We start from the raw sequence: 24,483 nt of genomic DNA, 5'->3' as shown, positions 1-24,483 counted from the left end.
GAGCGGGCCATGCCCGCGATGCGCTTCGCGGGCATGGCCCTCGCTCATGAACGTCCACGCTTTAAACGCAGTAACAAGACGCTATAAATCAGCACATTCAGCACAAGAACGAAGGCCCCCAGCCACAGCTGAATCTGCGGCGTCAGCCCGGCGGGATAGATGATCGGGATCAGGTAATGCTCGACAAAACCACCGCCATAACCGGCTTGCCCGGCGGCCTGGCGCAAACTGTTCTCGAGCGGTGTCAGTGGGCATTGCAAATGCAGCAACTCGACCACCACACCCCAGATCGCCGCAGGCACGTGCAACCACACCCAGCAGCGCCAGCGCAGTACCAACAGGCCGCCGAGCAGCACAAACACAATGAACAACAGATGCAGCGAGAGCACCGCATCTGCCGCGAGCTGCCAGATCATGGCGCGCTCCCAAGGTGACTATTCAGCATGCGACCACCTGCACGTGCCTGCCGGCTGACGAACACCCCAAGCAGGCAGCAGAGGCGACACCACACGACGCGCCAGCTAAGGCTTGATCCGGCGCTGCTGATGGATCCAATCGACGATTTCGCCTTCCGGGGTATAACCGCTCACGGTTTCGCGCAGCAACTGCCGCACGCGGTCGTAGTCATCGCGCTCGACGGCCCCGAGTAGATCCGCCAATACCGCCTTGAACGCCTCCCAAGACAGATGTTCCTCATTGGCCCGCATGATCATCGGATGCTCGGTCGGGCTAACGTTATCGCCGATCAACAGCTCTTCGTAGAGTTTTTCGCCCGGGCGCAAACCGGTGAATTCGATAGCGATATCACCGTGCGGATTCTTCTCTGAGCGAATGCCCAGGCCGCTGAGGTGAATCATCTTCTCCGCCAACTCGATGATCTTCACCGGCTGCCCCATGTCCAGCACGAACACATCACCGCCCTGCCCCATGGCACCCGCCTGGATAACCAGCTGAGCAGCCTCGGGGATCGTCATGAAATAGCGGGTAATGTTCGGGTGCGTCACCGTGACGGGCCCGCCTTTACGAATCTGCTCATAAAAACGCGGAATCACCGAGCCAGAAGACCCCAGCACATTGCCAAAGCGCACCATGGTGAAGCGGGTCTTATTGACCTGATGCACACTCTCGCCATCGCCAAACAACACCGGCGCAGACTCAGCGCTCAAGGCCTGCAACACCATCTCGGCCAACCGCTTGGTGCTGCCCATAACGTTGGTCGGGCGCACGGCCTTGTCCGTGGAAATCAACACAAAGTGCTCGACCCCAGCCTTCACCGCCGCCTGGGCGGTAAACGTGGAACCCAGCACATTGTTCAACACGCCTTCGGCAATATTGTGCTCGACCATCGGCACATGCTTGTAGGCGGCCGCGTGATAAACCGTATTGACCGACCAAGTGCGCATCACATCCAACAAACGCACGGCATTGCGGATAGAACCTAAGATCGGCACCAAACGTACTGGCAGCGACTCACGCCGAATACGTTGCTCCAGCTCGGTGTGAATGCTGTAGAGATTGAATTCGCTGTGCTCGAACAGCAACAACGTGGTTGGTCCGGTCGCGACAATCTGCCGGCACAACTCTGAACCAATCGAACCACCGGCACCGGTGACCATCACCACCTGGCCACGGATACAGCGTTCGAACAAGGTCTTTTGCGGCGGCACCGCATCGCGCCCAAGCAGATCGGCGATGTCGACTTCCTGAACATCCTCGACCTTGACCCGGCCACTGGCCAGATCCATAAAACCCGGCACGCTGCGAACATGCAGCGGGTACTGCTCAAGCAACTCCAGCACCTCGCGCCGACGCGCACGACTGGCCGACGGAATCGCCATCAATATCTCGTCCGCAGCCGTTTCATTGATCATTTGCTGAATATGCTTAGCGGTGTAGACACGCAGCCCGGCGATCACCCGATTAGCAATATTCGGGTCATCGTCGATAAAGGCAACGGGGCGCATCGCCCGGCCCAAGCGCAACGCGGCAACCAACTGGTTACCCGCCGCCCCTGCGCCATACACCGCCACTTTCGGCAAACCGGCATCACGCCCTTGCAGCTTGGTTGGCTGATCGGCAGAAAACCAATCGCCCATAAAGTACTGGCGCATCACCAGCCGTAACCCGCCGACCAGCACCAGACTCAGCCACCAATAGTTGAACACCATCGAGCGCGGGATAAGCTTGGGCGCCTCCTGGTGCCAATAGACGGCCAGCGCCAGTAATAGCGCCGACAGCGTAACGGCCTTAGCGATAGCCAGCAGCGCATCGTTACCGAAATAGCGCATCACGGCACGGTACATGCCAAAGCGAATAAACAACGGAATGGCGATGATCGGCGCCAGCCCAAATAACCAGGCATGACCACTAAGGGGCTCGATAGCCTTGCTATCCCCCAGGCGCACAACAAATGCCAACCAAAGCGCCACCCAGACAAGCACCACATCCATGGTTACCTGAATCAGTCGCTTATGACGTCGCGGCAAGCTGACCAGACGACTGCGCAACTTCTCAGCAAGTCTTAACACAACAACTCCTCAACGTTCCCAAGCCATCACTGAATAACTGCCACAGAAACCCCTGAGCAGCACAAACCTGTAGGAGCGGGCTTGCCCGCGAAGCTTTTGCCGCGCTCGCAGTCGCAGGGCGAACAGAAGCCTACAACCCCATAGACTGGATTAGCCAAGCCCGGTCCGCCACGCCGAAGCTGAAACCTTATTGATCCGGCCCGCTGAAGTTTGCACGGTCAGCCGGCAGTCCGCAGTCGTAGGGTGGGTCGGGCCGCGCAGGTTAGCCGCGTAGCGGCGTAACCCACCATGGATGTCATCAGCAATCCCTGTGGCCGGCCCGGCGGGCCGGTCGGTGGGTTACGGCCTGCGGCCTAACCTAGGCGGCCCCACCCACCCTACGCAAATCAAGACATTAAGGGCCGGATCAATAGTCCTACTCCAACTCGCCAGCCTTGAACTTCACCGCCAAGCCAACCAACGGCGCATAAGCAATCAGCACACCGGCGAAGCCATCCAGGCCACCCAGGCCGACCCACAGCGCAATGGGCAACAGCCAGATAAGATTCAGGCCCGCTACAGCCAGTGTCACCGGCAAATGCCGGCCAAACCGCCGCGAAGCATACTGATAGGCGTGGCTGCGATGAGCCTCATACACTTTATCGCCACGCAGTAGACGGCGCAGCAAGGTAAAAGTGGCATCGACGATAAACACACCCAGCAAAATCAACCAACTCCACAGCAGCTGCGGCGCTACCCAGGCGGCCTGCAGCGACAAGATGCCCAGCGTGATACCCAGGAAGCCACTGCCTGCATCGCCCATGAAGATGCGTGCTGGCGGGAAATTCCAGAACAGAAACCCCGCCACCGCAGCCGCCAGCAGCAACACCGCAAACATTCCCGTAGATTGAGCTGAGCCTGCGAAGCCCAGCACCATAAACAACAACGCACCGCCCAGACACACACAGATCGCCTCGACACTGGCGATACCATCGATGCCGTCCATAAAGTTATACAGATTGAGCAGCCACACCAGATACACCGCTGCCAGCACATGGCCAAGCCAACCCAGCTCAAGGGTAAAACCAAGCACATTCACGGGTGGCAAACCGCCCAGCCAGAACAGCGCCCAGATAGCGGCAGCAAAATGCCCAAGCAAACGCCAGCGCGCGGCGATATGACCGTGATCGTCGAGAAAACCCAACGCAGCGATACCAGCACCTGAGCCCAACAATGCCCAGACCAGAGGCCAGGCGACCAAGCCCATAGCGGCCATCAACGGCAAGGCCAGCAAAAAGCTCACGACAATCGCCACACCACCACCACGCGGCGTCGGCACCGAGTGCGAGCTGCGAGCATTGGGAATATCGATCAAACTGCGAGCCAAGGCATAACGACGCAACGCGCCAGTCATAAAAAGCGCAACGCCGGCCACCGCCGGCAATAACCACCAGATGCTCATGTGCTTTGCTGTTCCAGAAAATGCTTGGCCGTTTTGCGCAGCGCCTCATCAACGCTGACCGGCGGTGTCCAGTTGAGTAACTCACGTGTCTTGCTGATATCGACCTGCAGCGAGCCACACAAACGCTGGGAAAGCGCCTGTTTACCCAACAACGCCGCCCCTGCTTCCAACATCCAGCTCGGTATCGGTAACAGGCGTGCCGGCCTGCCCAGGGCAACGCCCATACGGCGCAATAATTCGGTAGTCGAAAGATCCTCGCCATCGCTGACCAGAAAGGTCTGGTTGGCGGCGGCGGGATGATCAATACAGGTCACGATCAGGTCCACCAGGTTATCCAAGGCAACCAAGCTGCGCCGGTTGTGGATAGCCCCAAACGGCAAAGGCACGCCTTTATGCAGCCAGCGCATCATGCTCAAGAAATTGGCTTTCACCCCCGGCCCATACACCAACACCGGGCGAACAATCACCACCTCCATAGCGGTTTCAGCCGCCAAGGCCCGTAAACCTTGCTCGGCTTCCATTTTGGAAATGCCATACGGATCAGCAGGCGCCGGCTGTGCATCGGCAAGGTAAGGCACACCCACAGGCGTGCCCTCGCCATTGACCTTGATCGAGCTGATAAAGACAAAGCGGCGTACACCCGCAGCCGCCGCCTGACGAGCGAGGTTCAAGGTGCCCTCGACATTGACCTTGCGGAACTCGGCGAGCGGGTCGGAAGACGTATCGTGCATGACATGCACGCGGGCGGCGCTGTGGATGACCACTTCTACGCCTGCCAAAGCAACTTTCCAGTCGGTGGTGCCATCGAGAGCAGTAATAGATGGATTGACCGCGTCAACAGGCAACGCCGATATAGGCGTTCTCGAGCACGCCACCACACGAAAACCATCAGTAGACATGCGCAAAAGCAAGGGGTGTCCGACGAATCCTGTACTGCCAGTTAAAAGCACTGTTTTTAGCGTCAATTTTTGCCCCTGAGAGTAGCCTGGCGAAACAAGCCCTCCAAACTCGAAAAAAGCTTTGCTTTAGAAAAATGCTCTTCGTAGTAACGTTTACCTGAGGCGCCCTTAGTCTCCCGCTGTAATGGGCTCATCTGCGCCATCTGGCTGACGATTCTGGCAAACCCCCGACGATCTCCCGAGCGACAGGCCAGACCTGCATCGGCCTCTTCGATGACGCGGGCTGCCTCACCATCGATCATGCCCAAGATCGGCTTACCGGATGCCAAGTAAGCCTGTACCTTGCCGGGAATGGTTTTTTCAAATACTTCGTTAGTCTTTAACGAAACCAATAGCGCATCGGCTGTTGCGAACAGAGCAGGCATTGCTTCAAGTGGGTGGCGCCCCAGCAGAAATACATTGTCCAACCCTCGCTCGATGACCTGCTGCTCAAGCCACTCGCTCATCCTACCGTCGCCAACAATAACCCAGCGTATGGGCAGTTCGCCGCGCAAGCCCTCGGCCACATCGAGAATGGCGGGAAAGTCCTGAGCATCACCCAAGTTTCCGGCGAACAAAACTGTAAAAGAGCGAACGTCACGCTCGATCAGCGGCGACCCCTCCGCCGGCAGGCTAGAAAAGCCATCCTCAGCCCAGCTTGGGAAATACACCAACCGCTCGAAGGGCATCTTACGCGTGCAATATTGCTTCACACTGGCGGAAAACGCTTTCGACTGAAGGAGTAAATAGTCGGCTCTGTTGTATATCCAGGACACAACTTTGCCCACTAGAGCGAGCAGGCGTGCATTGCTCAATACACCAACCGCTTTTAATGTCTCTGGCCATAAGTCAAGCACCCAGATAAACACAGGTACCTTTTTCAACTTACCAATCACAAGTGCGGGGATAGCCGACATAATCGGCGATACCGCATAGACGAAGATCGCGTCGTACCTATTCCCGCGCAGCTTCCAGCTACCCAACACAGAGCCACTAACGAAGAACGACACGTAGTTCAGGATAAGCGTGATGCTGCGCTTGCCGCGTGGAATGAATGGCACCCGCACGATCTTTGCCCCCCGATACTCAGTGTATTGCTCGGGCGACCGGCGGTAATCCTCGAATACGCGTCCTTCCGGATAATTGGGCCAGCCAGTCAAAACAGTGACTTCGTGCCCACGCTGAATCAATCCCTCGACGAGATCGTTGATGCGCATGTTTTCCGGCCAGAAATACTGGCTGACGATCAGAACCTTCAATTTTTGCTCAGGCATGCGAAGGCTCAGTCGTTCCGTTTCCAGACATTGCGCATCACATAATCGCGATAGCTGTGAATGATCCGCACCACTTTTTCAGCAACGTTAGACATGCTGTAGTCGGTTACCATGCGCAGGCTGCGTTCCTCTCCGCGTGCTTGACACTCCAGTATCTGCAATCCCTGCATGACTCGCTCGACCTCCAGCCCAACCATCATCGCAGCGGCCTCCTCCATGCCTTCCGGGCGCTCATGCGCTTCGCGGATATTCAACGCCGGGAAGTTGAGAATCGAGGATTCTTCATTGATCGTTCCACTGTCTGACAGCACCGCCTTCGCCGTGAGCTGCAGCTTGTTGTAATCCTTGAAACCCATTGGCTTGAGTAAACGCACGTTGTCGTGAAACGTCACCCCCATTACCTCCACTCGCTTCTGTGTACGCGGGTGGGTGGAGATAATCACCGGGTAACCATAATGTGCTGCCACTGTGTTGAGCACATCCACCAGTTTGAGAAAGTTCTGGTCGGAATCGACGTTCTCTTCGCGGTGAGCACTGACCACGAAAAACTTCCCTGCCTCTAACCCCAAACGCTCCAGCACATCCGAAGCCTCGATACCATCACGGTAATGATTGAGCACCTCGAACATCGGGCTGCCGGTCTTGATCACCATGTCCGGCGGTAGCCCTTCCCGCAAGAGATAGTCACGGGCGATGGTGCTGTAGGTCAGGTTGATATCGGCTGTATGGTCGACGATGCGACGGTTGATTTCTTCCGGCACACGCATGTCGAAACAGCGGTTGCCAGCTTCCATATGAAAAGTCGGGATCTTGCGACGCTTGGCTGGAATCACCGCCATGCAGCTGTTGGTATCGCCCAACACCAGCAAGGCCTCGGGTTGTACTTCGGCCAGCACACGATCCACGGCAATGATTACATTGCCGATAGTCTCGGCACCTGTCGCACCGGCGGCGTTAAGAAAATGGTCTGGTTTCCGGATACCGAGATCCTGGAAGAATATCTCGTTCAGTTCGTAATCATAATTCTGGCCGGTGTGGACCAACACATGCTCGCAGTACTGATCCAGTTTGGCCATAACCCGTGACAAGCGGATAATTTCCGGACGGGTCCCCACCACGGTGACAACTTTCAGCTTCTTCATTGCAATTCTCTTCAAAGATGCGTTTATGCCTCGGTACCAACGGGGCGCGCATAGGTATCCGGGTGTTCGCGATCGAAAATCTCGTTAGCCCAGAGCATCACAATCATTTCTTCGTCACCGACATTAGTAATGTCATGGGTCCAACCGGGTACGGTTTCGACTATTTCCGGTTGCTCTCCCGTGGTGAACAGCTCATGGAACTCGCCAGTAGCGATATGACGGAAGCGGAAGCAAGCCTTGCCCTTGATAACGAGGAATTTCTCCGTCTTGGAGTGATGATAGTGGCCACCCCGGGTAATACCCGGATGTGCCGTGAAATAGGAAAACTGACCTGAGTCGCGGGTTTTTAGCATCTCAACGAACACGCCACGCGGATCACTATACTTCGGCACTTCATAAGTGAAGCGTTCGGGCAGCAAATAACTAAGGTACGTTGAGTACAAAGCGCGCACCAAGCCAGTGCCGACTGCCTCGGTAATCAACGTGCCACGGCTGTCGCGGAAGGTGCGCAGTTGCTCTGCCAGTTCGCCAACCGTAATGCTGTATTGCGGATCGACCGTTACGAAGGGGTGACCGAACAGCCGCCCCTCCAGTACAGCAATGAAATGGGCAATCACATCATCGATATAAACCAGGGTGATGCACGCCTGGGGGTCGTTGATCTGGATAGGTAGGTCGCGAGCAATGTTGTGACAAAAGGTCGCCACAGCCGAGTTGTAATTCGGACGAGCCCACTTGCCGAACACATTGGGTAAGCGGAAAAGGTGCACAACAGAACCATACCTGTTTGCCAGATCGAGCAGCGCCTCCTCCGCGCCTCGCTTGCTACTGCCATATGGGTTGTCCAACTCGGCCTGACTGGATGAGGTGTACAACAGAGGAATTTTCCGGCCACTGGCCTCAATAGCCTCACACAGCTTGCGAGTCAGATCGGTATTTCCGCGTTGAAACTCCTGTGGGTCTTGCGGGCGATTGACACCAGCTAGGTGAAACACAAAGTCAACCCGCTCTACAAGAGCCGAGAGTGTGTCTAGCCGATCATGTCGGGTGAAGCACAACACCTCGATATCTGATCGTTCTCCTAGATGCGCGATGAGATTCCGGCCGACAAAACCGTTGGCACCGGTAATCAGCACTTTCATCGATCATTCCTCCGGAGTAGCGTGCTCACCACGCTGAATAGCACGCATGAAATCCAGCTTGAGCAGTAGGCGTTGCATACCCTCGACATCCAAGCGCTCGGTGTTGTGCGAGTTATAGTCTTCCATGTGCGAAATCCTCTCCTCACCCTGCTCGACAAACTTAGCGTAATTAAGGTCACGCAAATCCGGCGGTACGCGATAGTAAGCGCCCCTGTCTTCGGCACAGGCCATTTCTTCACGGCTGAGCAGCGCTTCAAATAGCTTCTCGCCATGCCGAGTGCCGATCACCTGAATCGGGTGCTCAGGCTTGTCGAGCATCAGTGTCAGCGCCCGAGCCAGAGTCTCCACTGTGGCAGCCGGTGCCTTCTGCACGAACAGGTCACCGTTGTTGCCATGCTCGAATGCGTACAACACCAGATCTACGGCGTCGGCCAACGTCATCATAAAGCGGGTCATGTTCGGGTCAGTCAGCGTCAGCGGCTTACCGGCACGAATCTGCTCGATAAACAACGGGATCACCGAGCCACGCGAGGCCATGACGTTACCGTACCGGGTGCCGCAGATGACCGTCTTGTCATCATCTGCATTGCGTGACTTGGCGACCATGACCTTCTCCATCATCGCCTTGGAGATGCCCATGGCATTGATGGGGTAAACAGCCTTGTCAGTGCTCAGGCAGACAACGCGATGGACACCATTCTGGATAGCCGCTTCCAGCACGTTTTCAGTGCCAATCACATTGGTCTTGACGGCTTCCATCGGGTGGAACTCACAGGAGGGCACCTGCTTGAGCGCAGCAGCATGGAAAATGTAATCAACACCACGAGTGGCATTCAACACGCCCTGGTAATCGCGCACATCACCGATATAAAACTTCAGTTTGGAACTGGAGTAACGCTTGCGCATGTCATCTTGTTTCTTCTCGTCACGACTGAAAATACGAATTTCAGCGATATCGGTGTCGAGGAAACGCTTGAGAACGGCATTGCCGAAAGACCCCGTGCCACCTGTTATCAATAAAACCTTATCATCAAACATGACACACCTCTTTACTCACAAAGGCCTTGGTAAAAGATACCACACACAGGAGGCTGCTCATACATAGAATCATTAGCTTTAAACCTCATCGACAGATGCAAATAAATATCTGATCGCTCTAGCCAGAACACCATTATTATAGACTCGTATCGTGGCAAGCTTTTAGTTATGGTCGAAATAGCAATAAAAATAGCCCCCATCCAATCCGAAGACTACTCATTACAACAAAGTCATAACAACTTCAAACACCCACCTCCGGGCACCCGAAAAGCATCATAAGCGTACGTGGAGTATCCAGCTGATAATCACTACCAATTTGACTGAACGAAAAATCCCATCCAGCACGAAGAATAGGTAATTCAATAGTAAATCCTCTGCTCCACCAGCACCGTTTGAGTGTAAGGCACACATATCACAGGCATGCTGAACTCAAGAAATCCTTCCGCACATCTCCATGCTATACAGCCATTCAGAATTTTAGCTTCAGAATATTTTGGCCCAGCTATCACAACCTCGACATTGTGTCCTTGAGCGATCAGAACCTTGACCAAATATTGATAAATAACGACTCTGACCAAAGGCATTTACTCACCAAGAAAATATTAAAAGGTTCTCATCCAAGCTATCTTCCAGAAAAAAACTTGTAGAATCTTTCGCGCAACGAATAAAGAGGAGAATTTGAATGAAATAGCGCCTTAACCTTTATTGAAAATGAAACATGTGGAACCAGCAGAAGAAAAACCGACGCCCCTAAGTATCTAAAAATATGGACAGAAAACTCAAATAAAAGCGCTCGAATCTGCGTATCAGACAATTTAGAACCATGTTTCTCAAAAAAATAAAATGCGGCCCTTTGCCTCACCCACATCTGGGAGTTCACCACATCAAAAGCAACCCCTCTCTGGTAACTGTTATTTTGATGAATCCTATAAAGCAGACCAACGAGAGGGACATGAAACTTAATAATGCGAGAAAAACGTGCATGCAGAACCAGCCAGCTATCCTCATTAGCCAGCATTGAAGGAATTGGAAATGCCAACTCACCAAATGCTTTATTGAAGGCCATGCATCCACCAGACTCCAACCCTAGATTCTTATTTTTTGGCAAAACCATGCCATCATACTTTTCGTTATCAGAGAAAGACTTTAATTTACACAAACTGATTGCCGGGTCAGTGGCCATCACCTGACGAAGAGGTGCAACCCTAGCCTCCACCACATCCGGAATAATATAATCATCACCCGCAGTCAATATAAAATAATCTCCACTAGCCTTTTCATAAGCCAAACTAAAGGCAGCCGCCTTGCCAATTCCACCGGTTCTAAAAACCTTTACTGATGAATAGCCAAATGACTCTACAAGCTCAGGAGTCCCGTCGTTTGACCCATCATCGACTACAATCACCTCGACCGGAGCAAAGGAAATATTGACTATAGAATCAAGAGCCCCCTTGATGTATTTAGCCTCATTTTTTACCGGCATCAAAAAACTAATCACCCTAACCTCCGACAGCTACTTTTGGGGGAAACAAAAACAACCCCTCACTAAAAATAAAATTCGCTTATTATGCTAAAAAATTACTAGCAGTGCGAAGATAAAAGTGGCAACCCATTTTTAACACCGCCAATCATTTCTAGCTTCAAAAATAAAGCGGCACCTGGCAATATCAATCTGAAAAAATCAGGCATGATCGCATCAAAGTGATGTCCAACATGCACCATGACTTCCGAACATCAAGCTGTTTTTCCAACAATACGGCTGACCGCGGCCGTCTTAACAAACTATGGAATAGCACCGGCTACAGCAACAACCTTCATGACCACCTCAATGCTTATCTCTATTATAGAAACAGACCAACAAACTAATTGCAAAGTCAAATCCCTGTAAATAACCCACATCAAAAAACCGACAAATACTGTTCACTTATTCTCCAAAAATCTATCATCCCAATAAAACTCATAAGGGATGTAAGTTGAATTCAATGCCTCTTCAAGAGGCTCTCCAGAATTTATTCTTTCATTCAATATTTCAGCTTCGTTCGCTACCCCGTGCACCAAAACACCAAATGTCAAAATCACCGGAGCCCAAAAAAATATATAACCCCACGAATGCCTTACACAAGAAAGAGTCTCCAACAAGAAAAACAAATACAACAAAAGAGCAATTGTTATAAGCCTATAAGCGATAGGGTGATACCCATAAAGCACAACCGAGACAATCAAAAATATGGAACTACCAAAAAACAAAAAATTGGCTCTAGAAAACAAAAAAACAGAAGCAACAACATTAGCAACTATCAACAAACCATATACTGAAACCCCTGACTTAGCATTTCGCAAATAATCTGCATAAAATTGAAATTTTAGAGAAAAATTATATATTTCTTGATAGAAGACAGCAGCAGCAGCAAAACAAGAAAGCACAATTAGAAAAAAATATTTCAATCCCAAACGAGGAAGAAGCAAAGGATAAAAAAATAAGACAGAAACATGAAATCCTGGAGCCAGAACCGCAGCTAAAAGCCCAACCGAACGAGACTTACCACATAACGAATACAGAAATAACATAGTTGCAATCGCAGACCTAGCAATATTGAAATGAAAATTTAAGTAAAAAAGCAAAACATATGCCACTAAAAAAAGATGTTTATTCGAACTATGCTCACACACTTTCCAAAGCAAGAAAGCCTGAAACACCGACATCATAAGAAGATAGAGAAAACTGTTATCAAATAAATATTTATGTCCCGCAAGAAAAAGCACAAATAGCGGCTCCATACTACTAAATAAATGTAGTAAATAATCAGAGTCCGACAAATTCTCATAAGCACGGAGATATGATAAAGTATCAGAACCAACCAGGCCGCGAAGTCCTGCGAACAATATCAAGCTCGCAAACACAATACATATCAAAACAGAAGACTGTCGCTTAGGTAATTTTCGCGCAACGAGCAAAATTCCGACCATCAAGAAGAAAAGCGACGCATATACGTACATATTTTATCTCACGACTCTTAATTACAGCAGCAACAGCTCAATGAGCATTTTTAAACCCCTTGCTCTGCACAAGCATTATTCAAGAGCAATTAAATCTAAGAACTTTAAAAAACCATCTGCATTACTCTAACTTCTTGTTATTGAGCAGCACCAAGCCTATTACACTCTCCCACTAACCCAAAGCCTTAACTTACTCACTCCTTTCTTTAGAGACTTACTAAATATAAAAATCGCGAGAAAGGAGATCGCCCCCCACATGCCGATAAATACCAAATGAAGCTTTTCTCCTATAAGAGCAAAACAAATTGAAACCACCAAACAGATCAAAGTCATGCTATAGAGTTTAACTCGTGGCAATCGGCGCCACACCAAACTCGAAAACTCTGTACGCGCAATAAAGAATATCCAAAAAGCGAAGGCTGTCGATATAGCTGCCCCTGCTGCTCCATATATAGGGATAAGCAAATAATTACCTACTAAGTTGACCACGACTGCGATAATCGAAGCCATCACCGCATAGGTGCTTTTACGAGCAATACCCAAGCCGACTCCCGTTGCTTCCGAAAGGGTGTAGAACAACGGGTAAGCCATGCAGGCCACCAGAATATACTGAACGCTTTCGTACGAGGGCGGTAACAAATAGGTGATGCCCCAAGAAAAGAGTCCGGCCAGCGAGAACAGGATAACGACTGCAACTAGTACGTACTCTGTAACCTGATCGATTTTTTCAGTATTGATGCCTTCTGCTGCCCATTTGTAAACAGTCGGCGCCCAAATAGTCGAGAAGATACTCTGAAAAACAACAGCTGCCGCAGCAAAACTGGATGCCACCGAATAGATACCCAGCTCTTCGAAATTGGAGAGGCTACGCAAAAAAACCTTGTCCATAGCCGTCAACCCCCAGAAGGCGGCTCCGCCCATTATCAGAGGTGCTCCAAAGCGCAGCATGGCTTTCAGCTTTTCGGTATCTACTCTTTGACTTAATGCTACAAACCACTCCTGACGGGTATTCCAGACATATATCAGAGTAACAGCCGTGATTGACAGCGTATGGGCGATTACCAGATGAAGAAGATCGAAGCCGAATGAGAAAAGGACATAAACGCCAATTACGGAGAGAAACAAAACCTTTGGCAAGACTTGGCTCATGGAAAAAGCCAATCCCCTTTCCTGCATGCGCAGAATCAGGGATAAGAAACGCGAAACAAATGCAGCCAGAAAGCACAATGCAACCAGAATGCTGATCTGTACGCTGTCCACGGAAAAAAGAGCTTTGGAAATAAAACCAGGCACCACGAAGCAAAACGCCAAGCCCATAACAAGCAATAGCAACCCCGGTAACAAGGCAGCCTTGAGCAGCGCAGGCTTACGCACCGATTCGTGATAATCACGTACATAGGCCTGATCCAACCCCAGACTGAATAGCAGAACGCAGAAACTGGAAACCACCTGGAGCATGGCTATTCGTCCGATATCCTCGGCCGAATAGAACCAGGTAATGATCGGTAGAGTAATAAAACCTAAAACCGCCCCCCCTACGGGACCAACGGTAAAAGCGGCGATTTTTCTTGCGTTCAAGCGAAAAACTCTAGGACCGAATCGATAACCTGCTTTCTCTCATTCTCTTGTAAGCCATACCAGATAGGTAGACGGATCAATCGTTCGCTGTCTTGGGTTGTATAGCGATCTTCACCGTGGAACCGACTGAATTGTGGGCCAGCGATAGCTGAATGAAGTGGGACATAGTGAAAAACACCATATACTCCACACTTCTTCAAATGTTCAAGCAAGAGTGTTCGCTCATTGAGATCGCTGACTTTCAGGTAGAACATGTGTGCGTTATGAATACAGCCTTCCGGTATTGACGGCAGCGTGATTTTTCCATCGATGGCTAATGGACGTAGTGCCTCGTAGTAAGCCTGCCAAAGCTGTAAGCGGTTTTGATTGATTTCTTCAGACTTTTCTAATTGCCCCCACAGGAAGGCTGCCTGAATATCACAGGGCAGATAGCTGCTACCAATATCGACCCAACTGTATTTGTCTACCATTCCGCGGAAAAACTGACTGCGGTTAGTGCCTTTTTCCCGGATGATTTCGGCGCGACTAATAAAACGTTCATCGCTGATGATCAGCAAGCCACCTTCGCCACCACTGGTATAGTTCTTGGTTTCATGGAAGCTGAAGGCCCCCATATGGCCGATACTGCCCAAAGGGCGACCTTTGTAAGTAGCCATCATGCCTTGAGCAGCATCTTCAATGACAAAAAGCTGGTGACGGGAGGCGATATCCATGATGGTGTCCATCTCGCAGGCGACGCCAGCATAATGAACAGGAACGATGGCTTTGGTTTTTGGTGTAATCGCCGCTTCGATCAGGTTTTCATCAATATTCATGGTATCCGGGCGGATATCGACGAAAACGATCTTCGCCCCACGCAAGACAAAGGCATTGGCTGTACTGACAAAGGTGTAACTGGGCATGATGATTTCATCGCCCGCTTGCACATCGATCAGTAACGCAGCCATCTCTAGCGCGTGCGTGCAGGAGGGTGTCAGAAGTGCTTTTTGGCACCCTAACTTGTCCTCGAACCACGCCTGGCAGCGCTTGCTGAACTCACCATCACCCGAGATTTTCGGGCTGCGCATGGCAGCAAGGACGTACTGATCTTCGTTACCGGTGTAGGGCGGCTTATTAAATGAAATCATTGGAAATCTCTTCTAAATATTTTTGTTCCAGCGCAAGTAGGTCTTGTTTTCTTTCCTTGACCCTACGTGCTGGGTTGCCTACGTAGATACCCCACGGCAGGGTGCTTTTATTGACTAATGTCATAGCTCCGACAGAGCAACCTTCAGCAACACGAACCCCTGGAAATATTATAGAGCCCGCACCAACGATGACATGCTTACCAAATGTTACTTCTTCGAAAGTTTCTCTCTTAAATTTACGAGGAACTAAAGAATTAGTCAGCGTTTCGCCGCTATAGTCATCTGACTGGGAAAAGACCTTCACCCCATATGCCAGCGTGCAGAAATCAGAAAAAAATATACCGGGAACTCCGCCAGCCACCAGACACATCGGGGTTATGTGACAGAAGTTACCAATTCGAACCTTGCCTGAAATTACACAAAAATCATCAATTCTGGAGTTATCGCCAATCTCAATTTGATCGGCATTATAGATGCTTGCCTTATCGCTTACTTTGACATTTCTGCCAAGGTACCGAAAGCCCATCTGCTTGAGTTGCTCATCTGAGTAGTAAGCCATGGATTTACCCCTCAAATATTTTCTTGAGTTGATTAATTACTACTGCTTCTGAGAAATTACTTTTTATTGCTTCTCGATTACATATCATGGAGCGCTCATCTATTGAGCTCAGTTCAATCTCTGAATTCTCGTAGACTTTTACCCCCTTTTTTTTGAACATCAGCCAAGGGGTAATATCACTTCTCATGTAAACCTTCTTGCCCAACCCCAAGAGAGTAATGATATTACCCATAGCCTGCTGGCGCTTGTGATTGAAAATGGCAATATCAATTTTCCCAAGAAAATCCAAATACTGATCAAACGGCATAAAGTTGGTTAGCGGCTTGAATTTATCCCCAAACCGATCTCTCCCCATGTTGATCACCGATTGAGCATACTCCTGATTCCCGTAGGACAAAGGGGCATAAATCGCGATATCTTGATCACGAAACGGGGCGAGCCTCTCAAGAATCTCTAGGTGGTTATTGCTTGAGTCTGCCGAGTTACCGACCTGAATATTGATCGTCCCATGCGGCTCGCTTTTTATCGCGTACTCTCGATATATGTTGCTGGTGTACATAATGCACTCATGGTATTTGCCTGTGGCTCCATACCAATTACGTGCGAACTCCACATCCCCTTCGACATACGTAATCAAGTGCCCCATGCGCTTAATTACAGGTCGCTTGAAATAGTTCCTCAACCACCATTTCCAGCTCTTACAACCAAACTTGTAATCATATAAATCTCCGCCCCATATCATCCAATAGCACTTCTTTAAAACCCAGGGCTGCAAGAAGAGCAGAACTATCGCATAAAAATCCCAAAGGCCATGGATAATTATTTTATCCGCTTGATGTGCAGCCCGAGTGAAACTCAGAAACCAGGCAGCCCCAGTTAAATTTTTACTTTTTATATTCAAATTTTTTGGCCATTCCTCAGCGGATGCATGACTCAATATGCAATGCTGAGTATGCTCAAACTCCTTCTCGACAAGCTGAAAGAATGACTTTGTAAACGTCTGAGGTTCTGCGATATGGAGAATCTTCATTTTATCAAGGACAGGAGATATTGACCGTAGCCGTTCTTACTTAAGGCTTTTCCGATTCGTTGCAGATCGTTGGCACTGAGCCAATTGTTGTAAAAAGCGATCTCTTCCAAGCAAGCTACTTTATAGCCTTGGCGTTTCTCGATGGTTTCAACAAAGTGAGCGGCTTCCAGCAGGCTTTCATGGGTGCCGGTGTCGAGCCAGGCGAATCCGCGGCCGAGTAGTTGGACGTTGAGGTCACCACGCTCCAGATAGGCTTGGTTGATGCTGGTGATTTCCAACTCGCCGCGATCTGAGGGCTTTACCTGCTTGGCGATCTCGACTACGTCGTTGTCATAGAAATACAGGCCAGTCACTGCATAGTGAGACTTTGGCTTGAGCGGTTTTTCCTCGATGGAAACGGCACGCTTATCGGCATCGAACTCAACCACACCAAAACGCTCCGGATCCTTGACGTGGTAACCGAACACGGTGGCACCTTTGCTGCGGCTGGCGGCATCCCGCAGTAAAGGGCCGAAACCCTGGCCGTAGAAGATATTGTCGCCCAGCACCAAGCAGACCGAATCTCCGCCAATAAACTCTTCACCGATGATGAAAGCTTGTGCCAGTCCATCGGGGCTAGGCTGTACGGCATAGCTGAGCTGAACACCGAACTCGCGGCCATCGCCCAGCAGGCGCTGAAAACCACCGATGTCGTCTGGGGTGCTGATCAACAGGATATCGCGGATGCCGGCGAGCATAAGCACCGACAGCGGGTAATACACCATGGGCTTGTCGTAGATCGGCAGTAACTGCTTGGACACGCCTTTAGTAATGGGGTACAACCGGGTGCCGGAGCCACCGGCGAGGATGATGCCTTTCATGTATGCCAGTCCTTATGCCGGAGTGCCTAGGCGTTCACGTTGATAACTGCCATCCTGCACGCGGCGGCACCATTGCAGATTGTTCAGGTACCACTCGACAGTCTTGCGGATACCGGATTCGAAGGTTTCCTCTGGCAGCCAGCCCAGCTCTCGCTGAATCTTGCTGGCGTCAATGGCGTAACGCAGATCGTGGCCAGGGCGATCCTGGACATGCGTGATCAGTGAGGCATGCGGGCAGTAAGGTGAATCGGGGCGCAACTCATCGAGTAACTCACAAAGGGTGTGCACAACCTCAATGTTCTGCTGCTCGTTGTGGCCGCCGATATTGTATGTATCCCCCACTTTTCCCTCAGTCACCACTCTGTACAAGGCGCGGGCGTGGTCCTCCACATAGAGCCAGTCGCGTACCTGGTTACCTTTGCCATACACCGGTAGCGCCTTGCCCTCCAGAGCGTTGAGGATCATCAGCGGGATGAGCTTTTCGGGGAAGTGATACGGCCCGTAGTTGTTCGAACAGTTGGTGACCACGGTCGGTAGGCCGTAGGTGCGGCGCCAGGCGCGTACCAAATGATCGGAGCTGGCCTTGCTCGCCGAATAAGGCGAGCTTGGCGCGTAAGGTGTGGTTTCGGTGAACAGCTCTTCGGGGTCTTCCAGGTCGCCGTACACCTCGTCGGTGGAGATGTGGTGGAAGCGGAAAGCGGCCTTGCGCGCGTCATTCAGGCCTTGCCAGTACTGACGAGTGGCTTCCAGCAGGATGTAGGTACCGACGATGTTGGTTTCGATGAAAGCGGACGGCCCATCGATGGAACGATCAACGTGGGACTCTGCCGCCAGGTGCATTACCGCATCCGGTTGCTGATCGCGAAACACCCGCTCTAGCGCTGCACGGTCGCAGATATCTACTTCTTCAAAAACGTAACGTTCGCTGCCGCTGACTTCGACCAGCGATTCGAGATTGCCGGCATAGGTCAATTTGTCAAGGTTGACCACACTGTCGTCAGTGTTGCCAATAATGTGGCGGATGACCGCCGAGCCGATGAAGCCGGCGCCACCTGTTACGATAATTTTCATTCTATTAAACCAGGCTCTGCACGATTTTCTTTGTCACTTCAGCATCCATATACGGATGCATAGGCAGACTCATCACCTGTTCCGCCACCTCATCACCTACCGGCAAACTAGCAGCCCTGTCAGCCACAGCCGGCTGTTTATTCAACGGAATCGGGTAATGCACAGCTGTGGGGATACCGGCCTTGTTCAGTTTTTCCTGAACCGACTCGCGATCATGGATACGAATGGTGTACTGGGCGTAAACACTGGTGTTGTGAGGCTCGATGTGGGGGATGGCAATGATTCCGGATGCCCCGTTCGCAACGAAGACATCGCCTCCGCTAGGCAGCAGTAGCTCGTTGTAGCGAGCTGCGGCTTGCTTGCGCAAAGTAATTTCGTCTTCGAATATCTCCAATTTGGGCAGTAGAATGGCCGCCTGTAGGGTATCCAGGCGGCTATTCACACCCACTCGAATATGGTGATAGCGACGATCTTGACCATGCCGAGCGATCTGGCGCAGCACTTTTGCCAACTCATCGTCATTGGTGAAAATTGCACCACCGTCGCCATAACAACCCAACGGCTTGCTAGGGAAGAAGCTGGTGCAGGCGATAGTGGTCAGGTTACAAGAGCGCTTGCCCTTGTAAGTAGCACCAAAACTCTGTGCGGCATCCTCGATCACCGGAATACCGTGCTTGGCAGCAATTGCGTTGATGGCATCGAAGTCAGCGCATTGGCCATACAGTGAAACCGGGATTATCGCCTTGGTGCGCGGGGTGATAGCCGCTTCCAGCAGGCTCGGGTCAAGGTTGTATGTACGAGGATCGATATCCACGTAGACCGGTTTGGCGCCCAGCAGAGCAACGGTTTCAGCGGTAGCGATATAGGTGAACCCTGGGGTGATGACTTCATCACCAGGGCCAATCCCTAAAGCCATCTGCGCGATCTGCAGAGCATCGGTGCCGTTGGCGCAGGTAATGCAATATTTGGCACCGGTAAAGGCGGCAAGCTTCTCTTCCAGCTCGGCGACTTCCGGACCAAGGATGTACTGGCCATGAGCTAGGACGCGCTGGATGCCGGCGTCGATCTTATCCTTGATACGAGCTTGCTGAGTTTTCAGGTCGATGAATTCAATCATTTATTGCACGTCCACTTTGCTCAGGGTGTTGCCGCTCAGTACATAGCGAGCATTGGTGTGCTGACAGGCAACCTCGCCCTCCCCGGTTACCGGCAATGCCAACTGCTCGCCAAACTCACTCATCCAGCCGATCTGGCGTGCCGGTACCCCCACCATCAGGGCATAGGCTGGAACGTTCTTGTTGACTACCGCACCGGCCCCAACGAAGGCGAACTCGCCGATGGTCACGCCGCAGACGATGGTGCAATTAGCACCAAGTGTGGCGCCTTTTTTCACCAACGTATCGCGATACTGATCCTTTCTCTCAATCAACGAGCGAGGGTTATAGACGTTGGTGAAAACCATGCTCGGGCCGCAGAACACACCCTCTTCAAGGGTCACGTTGTCATACACCGAGACGTTGTTCTGCACCTTGCAGCTATCGCCTATCACCACCTGGTTGCCGACGAAGACGTTTTGGCCGAGGGACACGCCCTTCCCTATGCGGGCTCCGCCACAGACATGCACGAAATGCCAGACACGCGAACCGTCGCCGATCTGCGCGCCCTCATCGACGATGGCGCTTGAATGTTGGTAGTGAGTCATATGAGGTCCTGTTGCTCAATTGCTCTGATCGCCAGCAAGCTGACTCCTACAAGTCTCAAGTGAGCCGAGCAAGGAAGGGATGCCCCTCCTCGTTTTGCGGGCTAACAATGGCAGAAGAGCGGATAGTGTTCACGGTCTCCACACAATGGCGCGCGTCTTCAATGCCATAACCACGACCCGCGAGAATCTCCTGATAGCTGGTGGTGTGCAGGTCAGTGAAGCCTTCGGAGAATTCCATCTCCTCACCATTCACGGTAATCGAGCGGTAGGTAGGTTTTTTGCCTTTGACCGACTCAGGCAGGTCGTTGGCATCGATGGACAGGAACCAGCGTACGCGAGCTTTCTCGTATTCGAGATAACCCGCTGCCTTGTATTCACTGGTGAAATGCACAACGTTGCGCTGCAGCTTACCGAATATGAAGTGCAACATGTCGTAGAAGTGCACACCAATATTGGTGGCCACGCCGAAGGATTTACGCGGATCGCCTTTCCAGCTCTCCATGTACCACTTGCCGCGTGAGGTAATGTAGGTGAGTTCTACATCGTATTTGTGCTCGCTGGCTTCACGGGCAACCTTATCCTTGAGGTCAAGGATTGCCTTGTGGTGCCGAAGTTGCAGGATGTTGTAAACGCGTTTGCCAGTTTCCTGCTCGACCAGGGCCAACTCATCGAGTATCGCCGGGGTTGGTACCAACGGCTTTTCACAAATCACGTCGCAACCTAAACGCAAGCCAGCAGCGATATGAGCATGGTGCAGGTAGTTAGGCGAGCAGACTGCAACATAATCCAATGCAGTGCCTGGGTTACGCTTCAACGTCCAGGCATGTTCGGTGAAGCGCTCGAATTCGGTGAAGAACTCACTTTGCGGAGAAATGCTGTCGATAATACCAACGGAATCATTGATGTCATAAGCAGACACCAGTTCGTTTCCAGTGTCTTTGATTGCGCGCATGTGGCGCGGAGCGATATAACCGGCTGCGCCGATCAGAGCAAAACGTTTCAAAAGTGCGACTCCAGCGAATCAGGCTTTGATGATATGGGCTTCAGGTGCGCGGTACTTACCACGGCTATCAATGATCAAGCGCGCATGCTGGCGAATCAGTTCATAGTCGAACTTGTCATGGTCGGTGGCGAGTACAACCGCATCGAAACTGGCAAGCGCTTCAGCCGTCAGTGGTTCGCTGGACAAATTGAAGTGGTGTTCACGCATTTTCGGGAAGACCGGTACATGTGGGTCGCTATAAGCCACTAAACTGCCTTTGGCTTCGAGCAGCTCCATGATTTCCACCGAAGGCGACTCGCGCATGTCATCGACATTCTTCTTGTAGGCAATGCCCAGCACCAACACCTTGCTTCCCTTGAGGGCTTTGCCGTTCTCGTTCAAGCCGTCCATAAGCTTACCGACAACGTATTCCGGCATAGCCTGGTTGACCTCACCAGACAGCTCGATAAAGCGAGTGTGCAGGCCATACTCACGGGCTTTCCAGGTCAGATAGAAGGGGTCGATCGGGATGCAGTGGCCACCCAAACCGGGGCCGGGGTAGTAAGGGGTGAATCCAAACGGCTTAGTGGCAGCAGCATCGACCACCTCGAAGATATCGATGCCCATGCGATCGGCAACGATCTTCATTTCGTTGACCAAACCGATATTCACTGCGCGGTGGATATTTTCCAGCAGCTTGGTCATTTCAGCGGCCTTGGTCGAACTCACCGCTACGACCTGGTCAATCGCCTGCTCATATAGAGCAATACCAACCTCCAAGCAGGCTGGAGTATGCCCGCCAATGACTTTCGGGATGGTACGGGTTTCGAAATCGGGATTGCCCGGATCTTCCCGCTCCGGGGAATAGACCAGAAAGATGCTCTCACCTACACGTAGCCCCCCCTCTTCTACACGGGGTAACAACTCTTCTTCAGTAGTGCCCGGATAAGTGGTGCTTTCCAGCGAAACCACTTGGCCTTCGCGCAGGTAAGGCTTGATGGCCTCGGTGGTATTGATCACGAAGCTCATATCCGGCTCGCGGTATTTGTTCAGCGGCGTCGGCACACAGAGGATAAGCGCATCACACTCGCTGACACGTTGAAAATCGGCGGTCGCTTCAAAACCACTCTGACGGGCGCCAGCAATTTTTTCGCAGGGAATGTGTTCGATATAGCTCTGACCCGCATTCAGCTTAGAGACTTTGCCTTCATCGATATCAATGCCCAGCACACGGAAGCCGATAGCGTTGTAACGCAGCATCAGAGGAAGGCCGACATAGCCTAGGCCAACGATGCCAATGATGGCTTCTTTGCTCTTGAATTTGGCGACACTCGCCTGCTTCATGCCTGACATCAGGTAAAACTCCGGTTAGATTTTCGTCTCAATATTGATCGAGTATTTAGCTTGGGATGGTTACCTGTAGAGGTAACCCTTTATCCGCATAGGTATCTTGGAGACGCTTAGCCAACATGTTTTTCGCGCCCGGCTCGCCGTGCACAATCCTTACCTCTGACGGCCACTCACGCATCCGCGTAACAAAATTCACCAATCCTTTCTGGTCCGCATGGGCCGAATAGCCGCCTATGGTATGGACTTGGGCGCGAATGTCATAGCGCTGCCCGTCCAGTTCCACATAGCCACCACGCGGGCCATAGCCTTGGATGGTCCGACCTGGGGTGCCTTGGGCCTGGTAACCGACGAAGAGTACATTGTGCCGCGCGTCATGCAGCATGGCCTTCAGGTAATTGACAATTCGACCACTGCTGCACATTCCGTTCCCGGCAATGACGATGGCCGGACGAGCGGTTTCCGTCAGGTGGCGCACCATCGCCAGGTGCGCTTGGTGGCTGTCGACGGTCAGCAGTTGCTCGAAGCCCAACGGGTTGCGGCCTTGCTTGACGCGCTGCAGTGCTTCGTTGTCCCAGAAGGGCTTCAGGTCGCGGTAGACCTGGGTGAAGCGGCTGGCCAAGGGCGAGTCGAGGATGATGGGGAGTTGGGGCCAGTTGATGGTTGGGGCGGCATTGTTTGGGGGGTTGTCCTTTCTTCCTCTATGAACCCCGTCCCTCACCCCTAGCCCCTCTCCCGGAGGGAGAGGGGAACTAAGAGCAACTCTGGCCCCTGCATCCCTACTCATGCCCCTTACTGGTAGAGGGGAATTAAAAGCCGCTCTGCTTCTTTGCCCTTTTTTTCCATCGGCATTGAGTTTGCGGTGGATGATGTCTTCCAGTTCGTAGAGCAGTTCCTGGGTGCGACCGATGCTGAAGGCGGGTATCAGTACCGTGCCGTTATCGGCCAGGGCTTGTTCGATGACGTTTTCCAAACGCTGGCGACGACTACGACGGTCTTCGTGCAGGCGGTCGCCGTAAGTACTTTCGATCACCAGGATGTCGGCGCGGTAGGGCGGCTTGGGTGCTGGCAACAGCGGGGCATGTGGCGCGCCTAAGTCGCCGGAGAAGACGATGCGCTTCTTCTCGCCAGACTGGGGATAGCGCAGGTCGATTTCCACATAGGCCGAGCCAAGGATATGCCCGGCGCGTTGCAGGCGGATGCGGCAGTTCAGGCTCTCGGTGTCTTGCAGGGTGAACCAGGTTTTGTAGGGCAAAGCGATGATGCGTTGCTCAATCAACTTGATGTAGCGCTCGACCTGTTTTTGATCGCGACTGAAACCGAGTTTGAAGGCATCTTCCAGTACGATGGGTAACAGTTTGGCAGAGGGCTCGCTGCAGAGAATTGGCCCCTTGAAGCCTGCGGCCAGCAGGTAGGGAATGCGCCCAACATGATCGATGTGCACGTGCGTGGCGATCAGAGCCTCGATCGAGTCCAGGGGGAATTCGATGGCCAGGCGCTCGGCACCGGATTTGCCTTCAGGTGAGGTTTCCGCACCCTGGAACAGGCCACAGTCGATCAGCAGGCTATGCTGGCCATCCATCAGTAATTGGTGGCAGGAGCCAGTCACGCCGTCCTTGGCGCCATGATGCAGAATGTTGGGGTAATCCATAGTGTTAATCCGCGTTAGTCCATTAACAGGCCGTTGAAAAACTACCTACGTTGCCGATACGGCGTTAAAAGCGGCC

At 52.0% G+C, this 24,483-nt stretch carries 21 protein-coding genes; all 21 read right to left on the bottom strand.

Annotated elements, in window-relative coordinates; genetic code table 11:
• Positions 1–44 precede the first annotated feature (44 nt).
• The 21 genes from B3M58_RS06390 to B3M58_RS06290 all read right to left on the bottom strand — a co-directional run bounded on the left by B3M58_RS06390 (position 45) and on the right by B3M58_RS06290 (position 24,407).
• Positions 45–416: a DUF2784 domain-containing protein gene (locus B3M58_RS06390; RefSeq protein ID WP_296217735.1), complete on the bottom strand. Its 372-nt coding sequence runs from the start codon at positions 414–416 to the stop codon at positions 45–47.
• A gap of 105 nt (positions 417–521) precedes the next feature.
• Positions 522–2,450 (bottom strand): polysaccharide biosynthesis protein, encoded by a 1,929-nt coding sequence (locus B3M58_RS06385; RefSeq protein WP_414704056.1) that lies wholly within the window; start codon positions 2,448–2,450, stop codon positions 522–524.
• 493 nt (positions 2,451–2,943) lie between these two features.
• A complete protein-coding gene (locus B3M58_RS06380; protein WP_296217733.1) occupies positions 2,944–3,969 on the bottom strand; it encodes an MraY family glycosyltransferase in 1,026 nt (341 codons plus the stop codon).
• Positions 3,966–4,934, bottom strand: coding sequence for a UDP-glucose 4-epimerase family protein (locus B3M58_RS06375; RefSeq protein WP_296217732.1), 969 nt, complete (start codon positions 4,932–4,934; stop codon positions 3,966–3,968). Before B3M58_RS06375 ends, B3M58_RS06380 begins: the two co-directional genes overlap by 4 nt.
• Complete coding sequence (locus B3M58_RS06370) at positions 4,931–6,181, bottom strand: glycosyltransferase family 4 protein (RefSeq protein ID WP_296217731.1); 1,251 nt, start codon at positions 6,179–6,181, stop codon at positions 4,931–4,933. The genes B3M58_RS06375 and B3M58_RS06370 overlap by 4 nt, the downstream gene beginning before the upstream one ends.
• 8 nt (positions 6,182–6,189) lie before the next feature.
• Positions 6,190–7,323, bottom strand: a complete 1,134-nt coding sequence (gene wecB / locus B3M58_RS06365; protein ID WP_296217730.1) for a non-hydrolyzing UDP-N-acetylglucosamine 2-epimerase — start codon at positions 7,321–7,323, stop codon at positions 6,190–6,192.
• Positions 7,324–7,346: 23 nt separating this feature from the next.
• A complete protein-coding gene (wbjC, locus tag B3M58_RS06360; RefSeq protein ID WP_296217729.1) occupies positions 7,347–8,465 on the bottom strand; it encodes a UDP-2-acetamido-2,6-beta-L-arabino-hexul-4-ose reductase in 1,119 nt (372 codons plus the stop codon).
• Between the two features lie 3 nt (positions 8,466–8,468).
• Entirely contained in the window at positions 8,469–9,503 is a 1,035-nt protein-coding gene (locus tag B3M58_RS06355) for a polysaccharide biosynthesis protein (protein WP_296217728.1), read from the bottom strand.
• 622 nt (positions 9,504–10,125) lie between these two features.
• Complete coding sequence (locus B3M58_RS06350) at positions 10,126–11,001, bottom strand: glycosyltransferase (protein ID WP_296217727.1); 876 nt, start codon at positions 10,999–11,001, stop codon at positions 10,126–10,128.
• A 422-nt stretch (positions 11,002–11,423) separates the two neighbouring features.
• Positions 11,424–12,500 (bottom strand): EpsG family protein, encoded by a 1,077-nt coding sequence (locus B3M58_RS06345; protein ID WP_296217726.1) that lies wholly within the window; start codon positions 12,498–12,500, stop codon positions 11,424–11,426.
• Positions 12,501–12,659: 159 nt separating this feature from the next.
• A complete protein-coding gene (locus B3M58_RS06340; RefSeq protein ID WP_296217725.1) occupies positions 12,660–14,078 on the bottom strand; it encodes a lipopolysaccharide biosynthesis protein in 1,419 nt (472 codons plus the stop codon).
• A complete protein-coding gene (rffA, locus tag B3M58_RS06335) occupies positions 14,075–15,205 on the bottom strand; it encodes a dTDP-4-amino-4,6-dideoxygalactose transaminase (protein WP_296217724.1) in 1,131 nt (376 codons plus the stop codon). The genes B3M58_RS06340 and rffA overlap by 4 nt, the downstream gene beginning before the upstream one ends.
• Positions 15,192–15,764, bottom strand: a complete 573-nt coding sequence (locus B3M58_RS06330) for an acyltransferase (protein WP_296217723.1) — start codon at positions 15,762–15,764, stop codon at positions 15,192–15,194. Before B3M58_RS06330 ends, rffA begins: the two co-directional genes overlap by 14 nt.
• Positions 15,765–15,768: 4 nt before the next feature.
• Entirely contained in the window at positions 15,769–16,794 is a 1,026-nt protein-coding gene (locus B3M58_RS06325) for a TDP-N-acetylfucosamine:lipid II N-acetylfucosaminyltransferase (RefSeq protein WP_296217722.1), read from the bottom strand.
• Positions 16,791–17,654, bottom strand: a complete 864-nt coding sequence (gene rfbA, locus B3M58_RS06320; RefSeq protein WP_296217721.1) for a glucose-1-phosphate thymidylyltransferase RfbA — start codon at positions 17,652–17,654, stop codon at positions 16,791–16,793. The genes B3M58_RS06325 and rfbA overlap by 4 nt, the downstream gene beginning before the upstream one ends.
• Before the next feature lie 12 nt (positions 17,655–17,666).
• Positions 17,667–18,725, bottom strand: a complete 1,059-nt coding sequence (rfbB, locus tag B3M58_RS06315) for a dTDP-glucose 4,6-dehydratase (protein WP_296217720.1) — start codon at positions 18,723–18,725, stop codon at positions 17,667–17,669.
• Positions 18,726–18,729: 4 nt separating this feature from the next.
• Positions 18,730–19,842 carry a DegT/DnrJ/EryC1/StrS family aminotransferase gene (locus B3M58_RS06310; protein WP_296217719.1) on the bottom strand — a complete coding sequence of 371 codons (1,113 nt, stop codon included), beginning with the start codon at positions 19,840–19,842 and terminating at the stop codon, positions 18,730–18,732.
• Positions 19,843–20,427 (bottom strand): UDP-2-acetamido-3-amino-2,3-dideoxy-D-glucuronate N-acetyltransferase, encoded by a 585-nt coding sequence (wbpD, locus tag B3M58_RS06305; RefSeq protein ID WP_296217718.1) that lies wholly within the window; start codon positions 20,425–20,427, stop codon positions 19,843–19,845.
• Between the two features lie 55 nt (positions 20,428–20,482).
• Complete coding sequence (gene wbpB, locus B3M58_RS06300; RefSeq protein WP_296217717.1) at positions 20,483–21,430, bottom strand: UDP-N-acetyl-2-amino-2-deoxy-D-glucuronate oxidase; 948 nt, start codon at positions 21,428–21,430, stop codon at positions 20,483–20,485.
• A gap of 18 nt (positions 21,431–21,448) precedes the next feature.
• Entirely contained in the window at positions 21,449–22,753 is a 1,305-nt protein-coding gene (gene wbpA / locus B3M58_RS06295) for a UDP-N-acetyl-D-glucosamine 6-dehydrogenase (RefSeq protein ID WP_296217741.1), read from the bottom strand.
• Between the two features lie 55 nt (positions 22,754–22,808).
• Positions 22,809–24,407, bottom strand: a complete 1,599-nt coding sequence (locus B3M58_RS06290) for an MBL fold metallo-hydrolase RNA specificity domain-containing protein (RefSeq protein WP_296217716.1) — start codon at positions 24,405–24,407, stop codon at positions 22,809–22,811.
• Positions 24,408–24,483: the final 76 nt, after the last annotated feature.

Source organism: Pseudomonas sp. UBA2684 (assembly GCA_002354655.1).
Classification (GTDB): domain Bacteria; phylum Pseudomonadota; class Gammaproteobacteria; order Pseudomonadales; family Pseudomonadaceae; genus Aquipseudomonas.
The sequence above is the reverse complement of the archived record's forward strand: the minus strand, read 5'-3'. Positions and strand labels throughout refer to the sequence as shown.